Source organism: Micromonospora haikouensis, assembly GCF_000876225.1.
In the GTDB taxonomy this organism is placed as follows: Bacteria; Actinomycetota; Actinomycetes; order Mycobacteriales; family Micromonosporaceae; genus Micromonospora; species Micromonospora haikouensis.
The window spans coordinates 1,917,560-1,934,217 of record NZ_JXSX01000003.1; the positions used below are offsets into that span (position 1 = coordinate 1,917,560).

Annotated in this window: 14 protein-coding genes; 4 read left to right on the forward strand and 10 right to left on the reverse strand. The window is 74.1% G+C overall.

The window, feature by feature from the left end; genetic code table 11:
* Positions 1-16: 16 nt before the first annotated feature.
* The 7 genes from TK50_RS29545 to TK50_RS29575 all read right to left on the reverse strand — a co-directional run bounded on the left by TK50_RS29545 (position 17) and on the right by TK50_RS29575 (position 10,486).
* Positions 17-2,350 carry a beta-L-arabinofuranosidase domain-containing protein gene (locus TK50_RS29545; protein ID WP_043968839.1) on the reverse strand — a complete coding sequence of 778 codons (2,334 nt, stop codon included), beginning with the start codon at positions 2,348-2,350 and terminating at the stop codon, positions 17-19.
* A gap of 350 nt (positions 2,351-2,700) precedes the next feature.
* On the reverse strand, positions 2,701-3,708 hold the full coding sequence (locus TK50_RS29550) for a LacI family DNA-binding transcriptional regulator (protein WP_043968841.1): 1,008 nt from the start codon (positions 3,706-3,708) through the stop codon (positions 2,701-2,703).
* A gap of 380 nt (positions 3,709-4,088) precedes the next feature.
* Positions 4,089-5,432: a LacI family DNA-binding transcriptional regulator gene (locus tag TK50_RS29555; RefSeq protein ID WP_082106747.1), complete on the reverse strand. Its 1,344-nt coding sequence runs from the start codon at positions 5,430-5,432 to the stop codon at positions 4,089-4,091.
* A 119-nt stretch (positions 5,433-5,551) separates the two neighbouring features.
* The gene (locus tag TK50_RS29560) at positions 5,552-8,281 is read right to left on the reverse strand and encodes a M48 family metalloprotease (protein WP_144420431.1); all 2,730 of its coding nucleotides are present in this window, start codon (positions 8,279-8,281) and stop codon (positions 5,552-5,554) included.
* Entirely contained in the window at positions 8,265-8,816 is a 552-nt protein-coding gene (locus tag TK50_RS29565) for a hypothetical protein (protein WP_043968843.1), read from the reverse strand. The genes TK50_RS29560 and TK50_RS29565 overlap by 17 nt, the downstream gene beginning before the upstream one ends.
* Before the next feature lie 111 nt (positions 8,817-8,927).
* On the reverse strand, positions 8,928-9,815 hold the full coding sequence (locus tag TK50_RS29570; protein ID WP_043968844.1) for a bifunctional helix-turn-helix transcriptional regulator/GNAT family N-acetyltransferase: 888 nt from the start codon (positions 9,813-9,815) through the stop codon (positions 8,928-8,930).
* A 71-nt stretch (positions 9,816-9,886) separates the two neighbouring features.
* Positions 9,887-10,486 carry a hypothetical protein gene (locus TK50_RS29575; protein WP_043968845.1) on the reverse strand — a complete coding sequence of 200 codons (600 nt, stop codon included), beginning with the start codon at positions 10,484-10,486 and terminating at the stop codon, positions 9,887-9,889.
* Between the two features lie 173 nt (positions 10,487-10,659).
* Between TK50_RS29575 and TK50_RS29580 the strand changes: the two genes are divergently transcribed.
* The 4 genes from TK50_RS29580 (at position 10,660) to TK50_RS29595 (ending at position 13,781) form a co-directional block, all read left to right on the forward strand.
* Positions 10,660-11,418, forward strand: coding sequence for an IclR family transcriptional regulator (locus tag TK50_RS29580; RefSeq protein WP_082106749.1), 759 nt, complete (start codon positions 10,660-10,662; stop codon positions 11,416-11,418).
* Positions 11,419-11,674: 256 nt separating this feature from the next.
* Entirely contained in the window at positions 11,675-12,367 is a 693-nt protein-coding gene (locus TK50_RS29585) for an MOSC domain-containing protein (RefSeq protein WP_043968846.1), read from the forward strand.
* Positions 12,364-12,567, forward strand: coding sequence for a ferredoxin (locus TK50_RS29590; protein ID WP_043968847.1), 204 nt, complete (start codon positions 12,364-12,366; stop codon positions 12,565-12,567). Before TK50_RS29585 ends, TK50_RS29590 begins: the two co-directional genes overlap by 4 nt.
* A complete protein-coding gene (locus TK50_RS29595; RefSeq protein ID WP_052504000.1) occupies positions 12,564-13,781 on the forward strand; it encodes an NAD(P)/FAD-dependent oxidoreductase in 1,218 nt (405 codons plus the stop codon). The genes TK50_RS29590 and TK50_RS29595 overlap by 4 nt, the downstream gene beginning before the upstream one ends.
* 76 nt (positions 13,782-13,857) lie before the next feature.
* Here the strand turns inward: TK50_RS29595 and TK50_RS29600 are convergent, their stop codons facing one another.
* The 3 genes from TK50_RS29600 to TK50_RS29610 are packed head-to-tail and all read right to left on the reverse strand — an operon-like array spanning position 13,858 to position 16,633.
* Positions 13,858-14,889 (reverse strand): nucleoside hydrolase, encoded by a 1,032-nt coding sequence (locus TK50_RS29600; protein ID WP_043968848.1) that lies wholly within the window; start codon positions 14,887-14,889, stop codon positions 13,858-13,860.
* Entirely contained in the window at positions 14,886-15,740 is an 855-nt protein-coding gene (locus TK50_RS29605; RefSeq protein ID WP_043968849.1) for a carbohydrate ABC transporter permease, read from the reverse strand. The genes TK50_RS29600 and TK50_RS29605 overlap by 4 nt, the downstream gene beginning before the upstream one ends.
* Before the next feature lie 2 nt (positions 15,741-15,742).
* Positions 15,743-16,633 carry a carbohydrate ABC transporter permease gene (locus TK50_RS29610; RefSeq protein WP_043968850.1) on the reverse strand — a complete coding sequence of 297 codons (891 nt, stop codon included), beginning with the start codon at positions 16,631-16,633 and terminating at the stop codon, positions 15,743-15,745.
* Positions 16,634-16,658: the final 25 nt, after the last annotated feature.

Sequence of the window (16,658 nt, forward strand, 5' to 3'; positions counted from 1 at the left end):
GATCCGCGGGCGGGACCTAGCCGTTGGCGACGAGCCGCCAGCGGTTGTCGGCGCTGCCGTTGTCGGAATCCTGTACGGCCTGCGCCCCCTGGGCCGTGGAGCCATTGAGGATGCCGAGCAGCTTGCCGCTGTTGACGTTGCGGATCTTGTAGGTGCCGTCGCCCTGGCTCAGCAGGGTCCAGAGGTGGTCGGCGGTGCCGTTGTCGGCCCACTGCAGGACGCGGGCGTTGTCGGCGGTGGACATGTTCTCGACGCCGAGGACCTTGCCGCTGTTGACGTTGCGGAACTTGACGTTGCCGCCCTCGGTCACGACGACCCAGTTGTGGTCGGCGGTGCCGGTGTCGCCCCACTGGAGGGCGAGCCCGCCGTCGGCGGTGGACATGTTCTGGATGCCGAGCACCAGGCCGCTGCCGACGTTGACCAGCTTGTGGGTGGTGGTGCCGGTGCCGCCGCTGACGCTCCAGTAGACGGTGTAGTTGTAGCCGTGCGCGTCCTGGAACGGCGCGAGGTTGACCGTGGCGCCGTTGGCGGTCGCGGTGAACGCGAGCGAGCTGGTGCTGGTCCGGGTGACCGACGTGGCGTTGAGCGAGGGCAGGGCGTTCAGGGTGGTGTTGCCGTAGTTGCCGGCCAGCACCATCGGGCCGTAGGTGACGGCGGCCACGGCGGCGTTGTCGTTGGCGGGCGAGAGCACGACCCGCATCGGCAGCCGTACGGTGACGGTGTCGCCCGCGGCCCAGGTGCGGGTGACCGTGGCGTAGCTGCCGGGCGTGGTGTCCACGCTCTGCGTCGCGCCGTTGACGGCGACCGTCGCGCCGGTGGCCCACGCCGGGATGCGCACCCGGATGCTCCACGAGCCGCTCATGGTGCCGGAAAGGCTCAGGGTGGTGGTGTCACCGACCGGGTAGTTGGTGCTCTGGGTGACCGTGATGCCGCGCTGGGACCAGTTCAGCGTCGACGGCGCGAACAGGTTCACGGTGAGCGTGGTGCCGTTGTAGAAGTAGATCGAGTCCATCAGCCTGGTGTTGACCTCCAGGCCGGTGCCCTGGCAGCACCAGAACGAGTTGTAGTCGGTGCTCCAGGTGCCGCCGCCCCACGCGGGGCCCACGCCCCGCCGGCCACCCGGCTTGAGCGGGGTGAAGTAGGTGACGTGGCCGTGGCCGTCGGCCGGGTTCTGGGCGCCGATGACGTGGTTGGCCAGCGCGCGCTCGAAGAAGTCGAAGTACGCCGCCCGGTTGGGGTCGATCAGCCACAGCTCCCGGGTCAGCTTCAGCATGTTGACCGTGTTGCAGTGCTCGCACGTGTCGTTGGTGAGATAGCCGGAGATCGCGTTGGGCGGGCGGAAGTGCTCGGCCTGGCTGTTGCCGCCGATGACGTACGTGTGCGCGTTGACGGTCATGTTCCACGCGTTGCTGGCGATGTCGCGGTACCGCGTGGTGCCGGTCGCCTTGAACTCGCGCGCCGCGCCGATCCACTTGGGCACCTGCGTGTTGGCGTGCAGCCCGTTGAGCTGGTCGGAGTTGCTGGCGAGCGGGTTGAACACGGCGGCGTGGTCGAACCGCTGGGCGACGGTGAGCCAGCGGCCGTCGCCGGTGTACTGGTAGAGGTCGGCCAGCGCCTCGTTCATGCCGCCGAACTCGGTGCCCAGCATGTTCTGCATCTGGCTGGAGCTCAGCCGGGACGTGCGGGTGTCGACCCAGCCGGCCAGGGCCAGCAGGACGGTGCGGGCCTGGGTGTTGCCGATGTAGCGCCAGACGTCCAGCAGCCCGATGAGGGTCTTGTGGATGCAGTAGTAGGGCACGTTGCCGTTGGACAGCGTGCGCGCCTCCAGCGCCGCGAAGTCCGACTCGGGGAACCCGGACAGGTAGCCCGCGGTGAACCCGGCCGCGCCGTTGTTCGCCTGGCACTTGGCCAGCTCGGCGACCATGTAGTTCGCCTTGTCGCGGCAGGTGGTGTCGCCGAGGACCGCGTACGCCTGGGCCCAGGCGGTCAGGAAGTGCCCCTGCATGTGCGTGCGGAACGGGAACGACGGGGCGTCCCAGCCGCCGTTGGACGCGGCGCCGTTGGTGGACAGCCGGTGGTTGGCGCGGAAGTTGTACAGCAGCCGGTCGACGTCGACGAACCGCAGGTAGCTCAGCGTCCGGTTCTGGTTGTCCAGCCAGCGGCCGGCGGTCAGCCGCACCTGGCCCAGCTCGAACGGGTACGCCGAGACGCCGGTGTCCGGTCGGGCCGGCGGGACCACCAGCGCCGCGGCGGCCGGTTGTGCGTCGGCGAACGTGGTGCCGGCCGCGGAGGCGACCGCGGTCGCGCCGGCGGCCTGCAACAGCCGTCGTCGGTTGATGGACAGGGACATCGGACCTCCAAGGGGTGCCGGGCCAGGGACGGGGGACTGCGGCCCGAGGACAGGTTGTCGGGCCGGCACGCCGCCGGGCCCGACTGGAACAGCTCGCGTTAACGTTCACATGCGACGACAGACATATTACGTTCGACGCCTGGATTGATTCAAGGTGATGACTATATCGAGGTTCTTACGGCTACGATGTGGGCGCGTTTGCGCGGGTAGAAGGCCACCTTGCGCGGCTGTGAGGGCTGACGCCGCCGACGCGGGCCAGGCCGCTGGGGGCTCGCCGTCGGGCGGGCCGGCATGTTACCGCTATCAACCCGTGGTGGAGGGGCGCCGCCGCGGCACGGCCGGCGTCGGGGTCACTCGGGCGGCGGGGCCACGCTGCTGCGCGTGATCAGCGTCGGGGAGACGGTCTGCCGCAGCGTGCGGTCGACGCCGGACTCGATCTGTGCCAGCAGCAGGGTGAGGCTGGCCTTCGCCACGGTGTCGAAGTCGGGGCGGACGGTGGTCAGGGGCGGGATGAAGTAGGCCGCGTCCGGCACGTCGTCGAACCCGACGACGCTGACCTCCTCCGGCACCCGTCGGCCGTGCTCGTGCAGCGCGTGCAGCACGCCCAGGGCGAGATCGTCGTTGGCGGTGAAGATGGCGGTCACTCCCGGCGTCCGCGCCAGCATCTGCCCGCAGCGGTACCCCGACGCCGCCGACCAGTCCGCCTGCAACACGGGGGGCGCCTCCGCCCCCGCCGCCCGCAACGTCTCCCGCCACCCCGCGATCCGGCCGGCGCTGTCGAACCAGTCGCCCGGGCCGGAGACGTGCCAGACCGTCCGGTGGCCCGCGTCGAGCAGATGCTGGGTGGCCAGCCGGCCCCCCTCCACCTGGTCGATGGTGACCAGCGGCTCCGGCCGGCGCGGATCGCCGTCGACGGTGACCAGCGGGATGTCGGTGGGCAGGCAGTCCAATGCCTCGGCGGCGGACTCCACGGGCGCGATCACCACGATCCCGGCGACCCGGTGCGCCAGGTGTCGTTCGACGACAGCGGTGATGGAATCGCGGTCCAGGTTGCGCACGCTGCCCACGCTGACGGCGAAGCCCGCCTCGGCCGCGGCGAGCTCGAAGGCCGACAGCAGGGACGCCGGGCCGTAGAGGGTGGTGTTGAGCGCCACGACGCCCAGCACCTGGGACCGCCCGGTGACCAGCGCGCGGGCCGCCCGGTTGGGGCGGTAGCCGAGCTGGCTGATCGCGGCCTGCACCCGCAGCCGGGTCTGTTCCCGGACGTTGGGGTGCCCGTTGAGGACGCGCGACACGGTCTGGTGCGACACCCCGGCGAGGCGGGCCACGTCCCTCATCGCAGGACCGCGTGCGGTCATCCCACCCACCTCTCCGTGCGCCCGTCCGGCCCGTGGGGGCCGGTTGGCCGGACCGATGCTTCGTCGGGCATCGACCTCGGGGCACGCAGACATACCGCCGTGGACAACGCCAAATCAGCGAGAGTCTACGCGGCGGTGGTGTCGGGTGGGCTGGAGAAAACGGCCGGACTACGGCGGCAAACCGTGATGTTCGTCATCACGGATCGCGGACGGGCGCCGAGCCGGTGGCGGGTGGCCTGGAGAGGCACCTTCCTTCTTCGCCGTGCCGCCGTGCTCGGCGGCCTGTGCGCATGGGACGGGTGGTATCGATCGGTTCGGATGCTACCGAAACAAGTCGGCGACGACAAGGAGAGGTTTCCGAGGAACCGCCGGGGCGTCGGTTACCAGGTGCCGGGAGCGGCGGTGCTGTCGCGTACGACGAGCGTGGTCGCCAGCTCGACGCGGGTCTGGGGGAGGCGCTGGTTGGTGGCCAGGGCCAGCACCATCCGGGCCGCGGCGGCCCCCATGTCCGTCAGCGGCTGCTGCACCGACGTCATCGTCGGGCCGCACAGCCTGGTGTGCGGGATGTCGTCGAAGCCCACGACGCTGAGATCCTGCGGGATGCGTCGGCCGGTCAGGCGGGCGGCCTCGTAGACCCCCAGCGCCTGCAGGTCGTTGCCGCACAGCACCGCCGTCGGGGTCGGGTTGAGGCGCAGCAGGTCCTGGCCGAGGCTGAGACCGTCCTCGAAGGAGAACCAGGTGCCCGTGCGCAGCAGCCTCGGCTCCAGCCCGACCCCGGCGGCCTCCATCGCCGCCCGGGCCCCGTCCAGCCTCGCCCGGGCGCAGAGCCGCTCGGTCGGGCCGGTGATCACGGCGATCCGGCGATGGCCCAGGTCGAGCAGGTGCCGGGCGGCCTCGAAGCCGCCGCTCCAGTTCGTCGCCGTCACCGAGGGGACGGTGTGCAACGGCAGCTCGTCCGTGGGATCCAGCACCACCAGCGGGATCGCGCTCGCCCGCAGCAGGGCGTGCTGCTCGGAGGTGAAGCCGAGGTGCACCGCGATCACCCCGGTCGGTCGCCGCGCCAGCAGGTCGCGGGACCAGAAGCGGCCCTGCGACAACTGCCGCCGGGCGTCGGTGAAGCCGACGGCCAGCCGGTGCTCGCCGGCGACCTGCTCCACCCCGTGCATGATCGCCACCGCCAGGTTGCTCTGCATCCCGTAGAAGACCACCTCCACGATGGCGCTCGGGGTGCCCAGCTCCGGCCGGCGGTAGCCGTGCTCCCGCAGCAGGGCCTCCACCCGGGACCGGGTCTGGGCGGCGACCCCCGACCGCCCGTTGAGCACCTTCGACACCGTCGGCACCGACACGTCCGCGAGGCGCGCGATGGTGGTGAGCGTGTGTTCCCCCCGCCTTCGCCCGCGCCGTTCGGCACCCGCCGTGCCGCCCGTCCGCTGCGGCACGGGCGCGGCGGCCGGCGGGCGGGCGGCCGGCGAACCGACCGCCGCCGGGCCGGCCTGCGCGCGGACGCTCGGCCGGTGCTGCCGGCCTGCCGTGTCGAGCAGCTCGGCCCGCACCGTCTCGGCCGTCTCGGCCGCGCCCGGCCCGGCCGGCACGGTCCGGGTGAGATAGCGGCGTCGCTTCGACACGGGGTCGATCCCGGCGTACACCCGGACCCGCAGTGACCCGCTGGGCAGCTCCTCGATCTCGCCACGCGCTCGCCGGCGGGGCCCGGGTTCGTCCGACATGGAGCCAGACTACTCCGTGCCGTCTCCACGTCGATGCCATGGCTCCACGGCTCCATGCGGGTCCGCGTCCGGCGGCCGCGCCGCCCTCTCGACCCGCCGCCGCGCAGCCCCGTCCCGACTCAGGCGGGACTGCGCACGAACGACTCCTCGCTCCACGCCCCGTCGTCGTACTCCAGGCGGACGGTCAGCCGGTCGTCGTCGCAGCGGTAGGTGCCCGTGTTCTCCTCCGGCCACACAGGCAGGTCCGCCTCGCGGTCACCGACCCGTACCACCGTCTCGACGCCCGGGTTGACCTGGTCGTACTGGCGGTACCGCCCGCCGGCGGTCGACCAGCGGTAGGTCTGCACGCCCCGCTGCGTGTATCGCACGGGGTTTCCGCCGAGCGTGCCGCGGGCGGCGGTCAGGTCGTAGAGGTCCGTCGCCGTGCCGTCGGCGCGGTAGGCGGTGGCGAAGCCGTCCTCGGCCCCGCTGGCGAGGTCGAGGGTGGCGTCGCGGGTGAGGCCGGCCAGGCCGCCGAGCAGCGAGTCGGCCGGGACGAGCAGGTGGTAGCGGCCGTCCGTGAGCCGCCACACCCCGACCAGGCAGGGGTCCCGGCTCACGGTCGCCGTGGCCGTCGGGCGGAAGAGCACCGGCGCGACCGTGCCGGCGGCGGCGAGCCCGACGGCGAGCCCGGCCGCCGTCCCGCGCCGGCGGCGCGCGGAGCCGGCCAGCCCGGCGGCCAGGGCGGCCCCGACGGTGGCGGCGAGCACCGCCACCGTCGGGGCGACGACGAGGGCGTGGGTGAGGATCCGGTCGACGGCGACCCGGTCGACGACCGGGCCGCAGCCGATCGCGGCGCCGGTCACGCAGGACACCAGGGTGTCGGCGGTCAGGATGGCCGGGGCCAGCAGCAGCCCCGCCGTGAGGGCGGCGAGCAAAGCGTGCGGCACCGACAGGCGTCGGGTGGCGACCGCGGCGACGGCGATGGTCAGCTCGACGAACGTGACCGGGACCAGGGTGTGCCCGTCGACCACGGCCGCCGTGGTCGTGGCGCTGAGCCCCGGGTCGCGCGCGACCAGGCCGAGGCCGAGCGGCGCCAGCGGCACCAGCAGGGCGCCGACGCCGCCGGCCACGACACCCAGGCGCACCGCCCGCCGGCTGGCGCGGCGGGCGGCCAGCGCCGGGTACAGCAGCGCGAGCAGCGGCAGGACGAACACGTACGGCGCCTGGGCGGAGACGGTACGCAGGAGGAAGCCGAACAGGTCCACCAGGGTCAGCGGGGTGACCGTGTCCGGATGCCCCTCGCGTGCGGCGACCAGACGCAGCATGGTGGTCGCACCGTCGAGGGTCGCCGTGTCCAGCACGAGCAGGGACGCCACGTAGCCGGCGGTGAGCACCGAGGTGGCCGACACCGCGCCGGCCCAGGCCAGCCGGGTCCGGCGGGTGTCCGTCGGCGCGACGCGTCGCAGGTACGCCCGCGCGCCGCCGGCGACCCAGCGGCCGAGCAGCGCCCCGCCGACGATCCACAGCAGACCGAGGGTGATCTCGATCCACCAGGCCCGGTGCTGGTCGGTGTACGCGGTGACCCAGGACAGCCGGCGGCCGACGGCCAGGCCGCAGGCCAGGGCCGCGCCGAACGTCGTGCCCGTGGCGGCGGCGGTGCCGGTGTGCCGCGCCCACCAGGCGCAGCGCCACAGCGCGCCGGTGGTGACCAGCGCGAGCGGCACGCCGAGCAGCAGCCCGGCGACGGCGGCCCCGCCGGTCAGCCGGTCCAGCCCCGGCAGCTGCCGGGGCAGGCTGGACATCAGGTCCACCAGGGGCGGCGCGGCGATCCCGGCGGCGAGGCCCGCGCCGAGCGCCTCCACCGGGCGGGCGGCGAACCGGCGTCCGGGGTGTGCCAACGTGTCGACCCGGGCCTGGGCGAGCGGATGGAACCGGAACACCGAGCCGAGGCGGGCCCACCGGCCGCTCCGGCGGCGGTCGCCGGCGAGCAGCGCCCGCGCGGCCGCCCGGTCGTCGCCGGTGAGGCGGGCGTCGGCGGCGAACTCCCGGGCGCGCAGCACCGACCACACCGACACCTGCACGATCAGCGCGAAGGCGGCGAGTCTCCAGCCGTCGTCGAGCAGCCGTCGCACGGGCACGGAGCCGACGTAGTTGACCGCGACCGGGACGAGGACGGCCAGGGGGAACGCCCAGGACTGGGCGATGGCCAGCCGGGTGAGGTGGACGTCGGCGTTGCGCACGTGGGCCAGCTCGTGCAGGACGACGGCCCGGAACAGCGGTGGCGCGGTCCGGTGGGCGTGCACGAGGCCGAGGTCCAGCCGGACGTACCGCAGGGGACCGGCGCCGAAGGTGTTGCCGCTGACCCGGGCGGACCGGGACACCACGAACACCGGCGGCCGGCGTAGGCCCGCCTCCCGGACCAGGCCGGCCAGCGCGGACCGCAGCGCCCCGGTGCCGGGGACCCGGTCGAGTCGGCGCAGGTCGCGCAGCCAACGCTCGCACCAGGGCGCGGCGAGGTAGACGGCGGCGGTCGCCGCCGCGAGCACGGCGAGCCCCACGGCCATCTGGCGCAGCGAGTCCCCCCGCAGGGTGCCGAGGCACTGCTGCACCGCGGCCAGGCTCTCCTCGTTGACCGTGCCCGTGCGCACGTCGACGGGGGCCGGAAGGTCGCTGAGCCCGGCGACGCACTCCGCGCGCTGGCGGGTGGCCTCCCTGTCGACGAGCACGGTCTGCCAACCGAACATGCTCGTGCCCACCACCGCGGTCACCGCGGCGACGAACCGGCCGAGGGTGGCCGAGGGCAGCGGGGGTGCGACCGCGCCGGCCGGCCCGGCGGGCGGGCCGGCGCCCTCAGTCGCCGTCGGCATCGCCACCGTCGACGCCGAAGCGCTGGGCGAACGCGTCGCGCACCGCGTCGCGCAGCAGCGCGACCTGGTCCTCGGTCAGCTCCCAGGCCGGGTCGCGGGCGGCGGCGGTGACGACCTCCTCGATGCGCAGCAACTGCCCGGGCCGCAGCCGCAGCGCCGCCGGCGGCGGGGGGAGCGCGGTGGACCGCCGGGCCCGCCAGCGCAGGCGCAGGGTGCGCAGGCCGCCGCGGACGGCGTCGGTGGCGTGCTCCCGCACGCCGTCGCGCAGGGCCTCCAGCGCGATGCCGGTGAGGACCAGCACGTACGGCAGCAGCGGCGCGACGGCCTCGTCGAAGCCGCCGCCCCCGGCCTCGCCGCCGCCCACCCGCACCAGCCGGGCCGGGTCCCGCCGCCAGTGGCCCGGACGGCGTCGGTAGGCGGGCGCGAGGAAGGCCAGCAGCGGCTCCTCGTCGGGGGCCACCGCCCGGATCGCCAGCCGGACCAGCTCGTCCTCGATCCCGTCGGCGGTGGCGTGCCACTGCGGGGTGCCGGTCATCGTGCTCCCGTCCTCCGGCGGATCACCCGCCGGTTTCCCGCGCCCACCGTACGGGGATTCGCGGCGGTCGGGGGTCGGCTACCGGACAGCGTGGGCGGTCGGCCCGGCCGGTCAGGGGACGAGGCGCTTCTCGAACCAGTGGTGGGCGTAGCGCTCGGTGTTGAACGGCTCGACCTCGCGGTACCCGGCGGAGCGGTACAGGGCGAGCGCCTCGGTGAGGTTGCGGTTGGTGTCCAACCGGACGGCGGTCCAGCCACGCGTGGCGGCGTACCGCTCCAGCTCGTCGAGCAGCCGCCGGCCGACGCCGAGGCCGCGCACCGCCTCGGAGACCCACACGCGTTTGATCTCGGCCGGCGCGCCGGGGTGCAGCTTCACCGCGCCGCAGCCGACGGGCTCGGCGTCGAGGGTGGCCAGCAGGAACACCCCGGCGGGTGGGCTCAGCTCGTCGTCGCCGAGCGGGCTGCTCAGCGCGGGGTCGAAGCCGTCGTCGAAGCGCCGGGCGACGTCGCGGGCGTAGGCCCGCACGCACACCCGCGCCCGCGGGTCGCCCGGCGGGCACGGTTCGATGGTCACCATCGACGCGACGAGCAACCGCTCCACCTCGGCCATCGCCGCGACGAGCCGGGTGCGGCGGGGCCCGGTGAGCGGTTCGAGGATCGACCAGGCGAACGCGTCGGAACGCTCGTCGAGCGTGGACCACTCGGCCCGGCCGGCGTCGGTGAGGGTGGCCTGCCGGACGCGGCCGTCGCCGCCGGCCGGCGCGACGGTGACGAGCCCGTCGCCCTCCAGGGCGCGCAGGAGCCGGCTGAGGTGCCCGGAGTCCAGGCCGAGTCGGCTCCGCAGCGCCGCGACCTCGGCGCCGTCCGGGCCGATCTCCCACAGCAGGCGCGCCTGGGCGAGGGGCCGCCCGCGCGCCATGTACGCGTCGTCCAGCGCGCCCACCCGTTGGGTCACGGTCCGGTTGAACCGCCGTACCGTCGCGACAAGCTCCGTGTCCATGTGCCTGACTTTAGTCAGGTAAATCTCGGGCGATCCGTCGGGGTCCGCCCGCTGCCGCCGGGTGGACCGGGTCACTGCGGCGGCCCCGCGACGGCGGCCAGGACGAGGAAGCCCACGCCCAGCGGCACGTCCAGCAGCATGCAGAACTCCGCCAGCGACCGCGGCACGACCGCGGCCCGCCGGTAGTGGATCGCGTCCCAGATCCCGTGCCCGGCCAGCGCGAGCCCGGCCAGCACCAGCCCGACGCGCGGGTCGACGAGGACGGCGGTGACGGCGAGCCCCCCGTAACCGAGCAGGGCCGCCGCCTGGGCGGCCAGCGGCGCACGCGGCACCCCGCCGGCCAGGCCGGCGACGACCAGCAGCGCCGCGACGACGCCCACGCCGGCCCACCACGGCGCCCCCGCCAGTTCGCTCGCCGCCACCACCATCCCGCCGCCGCCGACGCCGGCCCAGGCCACCCAGGGGCGGCCCAGCGCGGCGGCGCCCAGGTAGCACAGGGCCGCGACGGCGACCGTGATCGACAGCCCCTCCCGGTCGGCCCCGGCCGCCAGTGTCGCCGTGGCCACGGCCAGGCCGAGCAGGCTCGGCCAGCGGCGGAGCAGAGCCGGTCGGCGTGCCGCGCCGGCCCGGGTGTCGGTCGGGGGCGCGGCACTGCGGTCGGAGATGCCCATGGCTGCGATGGTGGCGCAGGACGCGGGCCGGACCCGAGCGGCGCGGGTGCGTCCGTCCGGATTCCTGCGGCCCGTGTCCGATCGCCTGGGCCGTGCGGGGTCTGCCGCCCGGTCTGCCGCAGACCCGGCCACCCCCGCACGGCCGGCCGCCGTGTGCTCCATAGGGTGGGGGGATGCAACCCGTCGTGCGCGCGCTCCAGGTCCTCCAGGCGCTGTCCGGCCGGCCTGACGGCATGACCCTCCAGGAACTCCACCTGGCGCTCGACATCCCACTGGGGAGCATGCACCGCATCCTCGCCGTGCTGCGCGAACAGCGGTTCGTCAGCCGCTCGCCGATCGATCTGCGCTACTTCCTCGGTCCGGCCGTACGCGATCTGACCGAGAAGAACGTGAGCGGTGCCGGCGGCATGCAGTCGCTCACGACCGTCGTGCGCGAGCTGTCCCAGGCCACCGGCGAGACGGTCTTCCTGACCGAGTTGCACGGCAGCGAGGCCGTCTGCGTCTCGTTGGTGGAGGGCACCTATCCGCTCCGGCTCTTCGTGCGACTGGGGCAGGTCATGCCGCTGAACGCGGCCGCGGCGGCCCGGGTGCTCCTTGCGTACCTGCCGCCGACGGTCGCCGCGGAGCTGCTCGGCGGGAGCGCGCTCGGCGAGTTCACGCCGTCGAGCCCGCACACCGTCGACGCCGTCCTGGAGCGCCTGCCGGTCATCCGGGACCGGGGCTACGACATCGCCGCCGACGAGCTCGACGAGGGCGTCTGGGCGGTCGCCGCCCCGGTCTTCACCTCGACCGGTCGGGCGACCGCCAGCGTGACGCTCGCCGGTTCGTCCGGCCGGTTCGCCGCCGACGCCGTCCGGAGCGCGACCATCCGGAGCGTGACCGAGGCCGCCGCCCGGATGTCGGCGCACCTCGGCTGGACCCCCGGGGAGTAGCCGGCCCGCTCTCTCGCCGCCTTCCGGCCGTCGTGGCCGGCGGCGCGCGCCCGTGCCTCGCCGCCGGGTGGTGTGCTGCCTCCCGCGCTGCCGGCACGCCCGCAGCGGCCCGGTCCGCCACGCCGGTGTCGGACGACACAGCCCCGATCGGTGCCCAGGAGGGGCGGGATCGGGGCGAAGGGGATTCATCGCCTCTGGTGCGCGGGCGCGATTCTGTGGAAACATGCCTTCCATGGGATGGAAGGAGGGTGCGGCGATGGAGAGTCCTGACCCCCCGGTGGAAGACCTCTCGGGACGCATCGTGTGGCTCTGCGTGGGCGGCGCGTCCCTGCTGCGCAGCGGCGACCAGGAGATCCGCACGGGATACCTCAAGACCCCGGTCGACGAGGTCCGGGTGTGCCGCGCCGGGTTGCCGGGCGACGAGCAGGTGTACGAGACCCACGGCGGCCCGGACCGGGTGGTCCTGAGCTACTCCACCGAGAACTACGGGTTCTGGCGTGACACCCTCGGGCTCGACCTGCCGCAGTACGCGGCCCTCGGGGAGAACTTCACCACCACGGGCCTGACCGAGTTCGACGTGCACGTGGGCGACGTCTTCGCCGTCGGCGAGGCCGTCGTCCAGGCGGCGCAGCCCCGGTCCCCCTGCCACAAGGTGGCCGCCCGCCACCGCCGACCCAGGTTCACGATCGAGGTCGCCCGCAGCCACCGGACGGGCATCCTCTACCGGGTGCTCCGCGAAGGCGTCGTCCGCGTCGGCGACACCATGCGCCTCGTCGCCCGCGAGCCGCACGGCTACTCGATCGCCGACGCCAACCGCATCCTCATCGACCGCAGGGACATCAGCGGCGCCCACGCCCTGCTGCGGGTCGACTCACTCGCCGAGGCGAAGAAGGCCGAACTCCGGGACCGGATCGCCGCCGCACCCACCGACCGCAAGGAGCTGTCATGATCCGCGTGCACGTCGACCTCGACCTCTGTCAGGGCTTCGCCAACTGCGTGATGGTCGCGCCGGACCTCGTCGATCTCGACGCCAACGGCAAGGCGGTGGCGCTGCGGGAGACCTTCCCCGACACGGACGAGGGCGAGCTGCGCGAGGCGGCCGAGTCCTGCCCGGCGGTCGCGATCCGACTCGAACGGACCACGCCGTGACGGGCGGAACGGTCATCGTCGGCGCCTCCCTGGCCGGGCTGCGGACCGCGCAGCACCTTCGGGCCCTCGGCTACGCCGGCCCGGTGACGCTGGTCGGCGCGGAGCCGCACCTGCCGTACGACCGACCGCCGCTGTCCAAGCAGGTGCTCCTGGGGGAGTGGCCCGCGAGCCGCACGCACCTGGTGACCGAGGGGCAACTCGCCGAGCTGCGGGTCGACGCCCGGCTCGGCGCTGCGGCCACGGGCCTGGACCGCGACCGCAGGCTCGTCACGCTCGCCGACGGCAGCCTGATCCCGTACGACTTCCTCGTCGTCGCGACCGGCTCGCGCCCCCGCGAGCTGTCCGCCCCGAACGGCGGCCCGCACGTGCACACGCTGCGCACCCTCGACGACGCCCGGCTGATCGCGGCCAGGCTCGGCCCGGGGCGGCGCCTGGTGGTCATCGGCGCCGGCTTCATCGGCTGCGAGGTCACCTGCGCCGCCGTGGCCCGCGGCACCACCGTGACCCTGGTGTCCCGCGAGCCCGCCCTGCTGCCGCAGTTCGGCCCGGACGTCTCCAGCTACCTGGCCCGGCTGCACCGCGACGCCGGGGTGCGGCTGCTGCTCGACGCGCACGTCCGTTCGGTCGAGCCGGCCGGCGGCGACGCCGCCTCGGTGGTGCTCGCCGACGGGACGGCCCTCGACGCGGACGTGGTCGTCGTCGGCATCGGCGGCGTCCCGAACGTCGAGTGGCTGGCCGGCAGCGGCCTGGCCGGGCCGGACGGCGTGCCGGTGTCGCCGCACGGACAGACGGCCGACCCGGCGATCCTCGCCCTCGGCGACGTCGCGGCCTGGCCGGGCCCCGCCGGCCGGGGCCGCCGACGTTCGGAGCACTGGTCGCACGCCGTCGAGCAAGCCAAGACCGTCGCCCGGGTCCTGGTCGAGGGGGCGTCCTTCGACCCCGGGACCTTCGTGCCGTACGCGTGGTCCGACCAGTACGGCCACAAGCTCCAGACCGTCGGCGAGGTCCCGGCCCGGCCGGGCCGGATCGTGTCGGACAACTGGCACCCGACGGACGGCCGGCGGCACTGCCTCTACCTCGACGACCGGGGCGAGGTGGTGGGCGGGCTCTTCGTGGACGATCCCCGGGGCGCGGGGCAGCTGCGCCGGGCCCTGCAGCGGGCCGGCGCGCCGTCCGGTCCCGGCGCCCACGGCCTCCGGCCCGCGCCGGCCTGAGGGGTCCCGCGACGCACACCGGCCCGGGGCCGACGGACCTGCACCGCAGGCGCCGTCGACCCCGGGCCGGTGACCGCTACGCCCGGGATCCGTGGTCCGACCAGCCGCGGTACGCCGCGAACATGGTCCGCAGGAGCCGGTCGTTGTCGACCGTCTTCACGATCCGCACGGGCTTGGCCCGGGAGATGTCGAGCCCGACGTGCAGCCGCAGGTTCTCCCGCGTCCAGGCGACCGGGCGGCCCCGGGTGAGCGTGCCCCGGGTCTCGACGTCGACCATCATCTCCTCGACGGTGACGATGCCCGGATCGACGAGCAGCGCCACCGCGAGGGGATCGTGCAGCAGGCAGCCGCCGATGCCGCGCCAGGCCGCGGCCAGGTCGATCCAGGGGCGGGTCGTCTGGACCACGTAGCGGGCCAGCGCGGAGCGCTCCGCATCCACGAGGTCGAGGTCCTCGTGGCGCAGCAGCGTCTGCGACGTCGCGTCCAGCGGGAGCAGCGTGACCGGGCACCCCGAGGTCAGCACGGCCCGGGCCGCGTCCGGGTCGATGCCGAAGTTCAGCTCCTGCAGGAACCCGGGAACGTCGAACGCGCCTCCCATGACGACGATCTCCCGGACGACCTCCGGCAGGCCCGGGTCGAGCTGCAGGGCCTGCGCCACGTTCGTCAGCGGACCGATCGCCACGATGGTGATCTCACCCGGGTGGGCGCGGACGTGCCGGACGATCTCCGCCGCGGCGCCGAACGCCGCGCCGGGGTCGTGGGGGTCCGGCGGCGGCACGGCGGACCACGCGGCGCGGACCGCGTCGCTGCGGGTGACCTGGTCCTGCCGGCTGCGCCAGGGGCCGCTCGGCTCCAGCAGCGCGGTGCCCGCACCGGCGTACACCGGGATGTCGAGCCCGACCAGGTCGACGAAGGTGCGGGCGACGGCGTAGCCCTGGTCGCGATGGGTGTTGCCGGACACGACGGTGATCATGTCGAGTCCGATGGCGTCGGAGGCGACGGCGAGCGCCAGGGCGAGCCCGTCGTCGATGTCCGCGCCGGGGACGCCGTTGCCCGGGTCGCAGTCGACGATGATCCGTCGCCGCGACGGCGGGTGGCCGGCGCTCACTCCCGCTCCCCGGTGGAGGCGAGCGACGAGGCGAACTGCCGCTGGGCGAAGAGGAGCACGAGCAGCGGGACCACGGCGGTGAGGGTGGCGGCGGCGAACATCTGGCCGTAGTCGACGCCGGACTCCTGGGCGAAGTCGGCGATGGCCACGGGCGCGACCCGCACGGCCGGCGCCGGGGCGATGAGCAGCGGCCACAGGAACGACTGCCACTGGAAGACGAACAGGATCAGGCCGGCGCCGACCATCGACGCCCGCGACAGCGGCAGGTAGATCCGCAGGTAGATGCCGAACCAGGACAACCCGTCCATCCGGGCGGCCTCGCTGAGCGAGGTCGGGATGCCGAGGAAGAACTGCCGCAGCAGGAAGATGGCCAGGCCGTTGCCGACCGCCGGCAGGATCAGCCCGACGAGCGTGTTCTGCAGGTCGGCCTCGCGGAACGTCGACGCGAGCGGGATGGCGATCGCCTCGAACGGCACCAGGAAGCTGACGACCATGACGCCGAACAGCGCCGCGCGCCCGGGGAACGGGATCATCGCCAGCGCGAACGCGGCCAGCGACGACACGGCCAGCCCGAGGGCCACGCTGACCGTGGTGACCAGCACCGAGTTCAGCAGCGCGAGGGTGAAGCTGCTCTCCAGCACCGCGCGGTAGTTGTCCAGCGAGACCGTGGAGGGGACCACCGTCCGCACCGAGACGGGGGAGAGGTAGCGGAAGATCTCCTCGCCGGGGCGCAGCGAGGAGACGACGGCCCAGAGCAGGGGCGCGACGGCCAGGGCGGCGACCGGTACGACGAGCCAGAGCGTGCGGCGTCCGGTACGCCGCTCGTTGCGTCTTGCGACGATGTCGGCCATGTCTAGTCCCTCCCGGGCAGCAGTCGGAACTGCGCGGCGACCACCACGATGACGATGCTGACGAGGACGACCGTCGCCGCGGCGGAACTGCCGGTGTCGGCCAGCGTGTAGGCGCGTTCGAAGATGAAGTTCATGATGAGGTTGGTCGACCCCTCCGGCCCGCCCTGGGTCAGGATCCGCACCGGGGCGAAGACCAGGAAGTTGGCGACCGTGTCGGCGACGAGGACGAACAGCAGGGGCCGGCGGATGCCGGGCAGGGTGATGTGGACGAACTGCTTCCACCCGCCGGCGCCGTCGAGGTCGGAGGCCTCGTAGAGGCTGCGGGGGATCTCGTGGATGCCGGCGACCAGGAAGGTCATCCAGTAGCCGACCCCGACCCAGCTGCACAGGATGACGATCGACATCAGCGCGGTGTCCGGGCTCACCAGCCATGGCACGGCCGGGATGCCGAGGGTGCCGAGGAGGCCGTTGAGCGGGCCGTCCGGGCGGAACAGCACGCCCCAGACGATGGCCGACACGGTCTGCGGGATCGCGATGGGCAGCAGGATCAGCGTGCGCCAGAGGCCCACCAGCGGGATGTGCCGGGTGAGCAGGACGGCCAGGAACAACGCCACCGCGATCTGGAACGGGTTGATGACCAGCGAGAACAGCAGGGTGACCTTCAGCGAGCCGAGGAACGCGGGGTCGCCGAACAGGTAGGTGAAGTTCGTCAGCGAGAACTCGCCGAGCCGGTTCGTCACCGCCGAGGTGACCGCCTCGACGGACGGGACGAGTCGTAGGAAGACCAGGCCGGTCAGGGCCGGCAGGAGAAACAGTCCGGCGGTGCCGAGCGTCCGCAGGCGCGCGCGGTTGCGGCTGCGACCACCTCGGGGGCGCGGGGGTGCTTGTGTCACGTTCGTGTCTTTCCGACTAGGGCCT

Excerpts from the sequence above, each read along its gene's own strand:
- TK50_RS29545 (WP_043968839.1), bottom strand. The coding sequence starts at position 2,350 with ATGTCCCTGTCCATCAACCGACGACGGCTGTTGCAGGCCGCCGGCGCG.
- TK50_RS29550 (WP_043968841.1), bottom strand. The coding sequence starts at position 3,708 with ATGACCGCACGCGGTCCTGCGATGAGGGACGTGGCCCGCCTCGCCGGG.
- TK50_RS29555 (WP_082106747.1), bottom strand. The coding sequence starts at position 5,432 with ATGTCGGACGAACCCGGGCCCCGCCGGCGAGCGCGTGGCGAGATCGAG.
- TK50_RS29560 (WP_144420431.1), bottom strand. The coding sequence starts at position 8,281 with ATGCCGACGGCGACTGAGGGCGCCGGCCCGCCCGCCGGGCCGGCCGGC.
- TK50_RS29565 (WP_043968843.1), bottom strand. The coding sequence starts at position 8,816 with ATGACCGGCACCCCGCAGTGGCACGCCACCGCCGACGGGATCGAGGAC.
- TK50_RS29570 (WP_043968844.1), bottom strand. The coding sequence starts at position 9,815 with ATGGACACGGAGCTTGTCGCGACGGTACGGCGGTTCAACCGGACCGTG.
- TK50_RS29575 (WP_043968845.1), bottom strand. The coding sequence starts at position 10,486 with ATGGGCATCTCCGACCGCAGTGCCGCGCCCCCGACCGACACCCGGGCC.
- TK50_RS29580 (WP_082106749.1), top strand. The coding sequence starts at position 10,660 with ATGCAACCCGTCGTGCGCGCGCTCCAGGTCCTCCAGGCGCTGTCCGGC.
- TK50_RS29585 (WP_043968846.1), top strand. The coding sequence starts at position 11,675 with ATGGAGAGTCCTGACCCCCCGGTGGAAGACCTCTCGGGACGCATCGTG.
- TK50_RS29590 (WP_043968847.1), top strand. The coding sequence starts at position 12,364 with ATGATCCGCGTGCACGTCGACCTCGACCTCTGTCAGGGCTTCGCCAAC.
- TK50_RS29605 (WP_043968849.1), bottom strand. The coding sequence starts at position 15,740 with ATGGCCGACATCGTCGCAAGACGCAACGAGCGGCGTACCGGACGCCGC.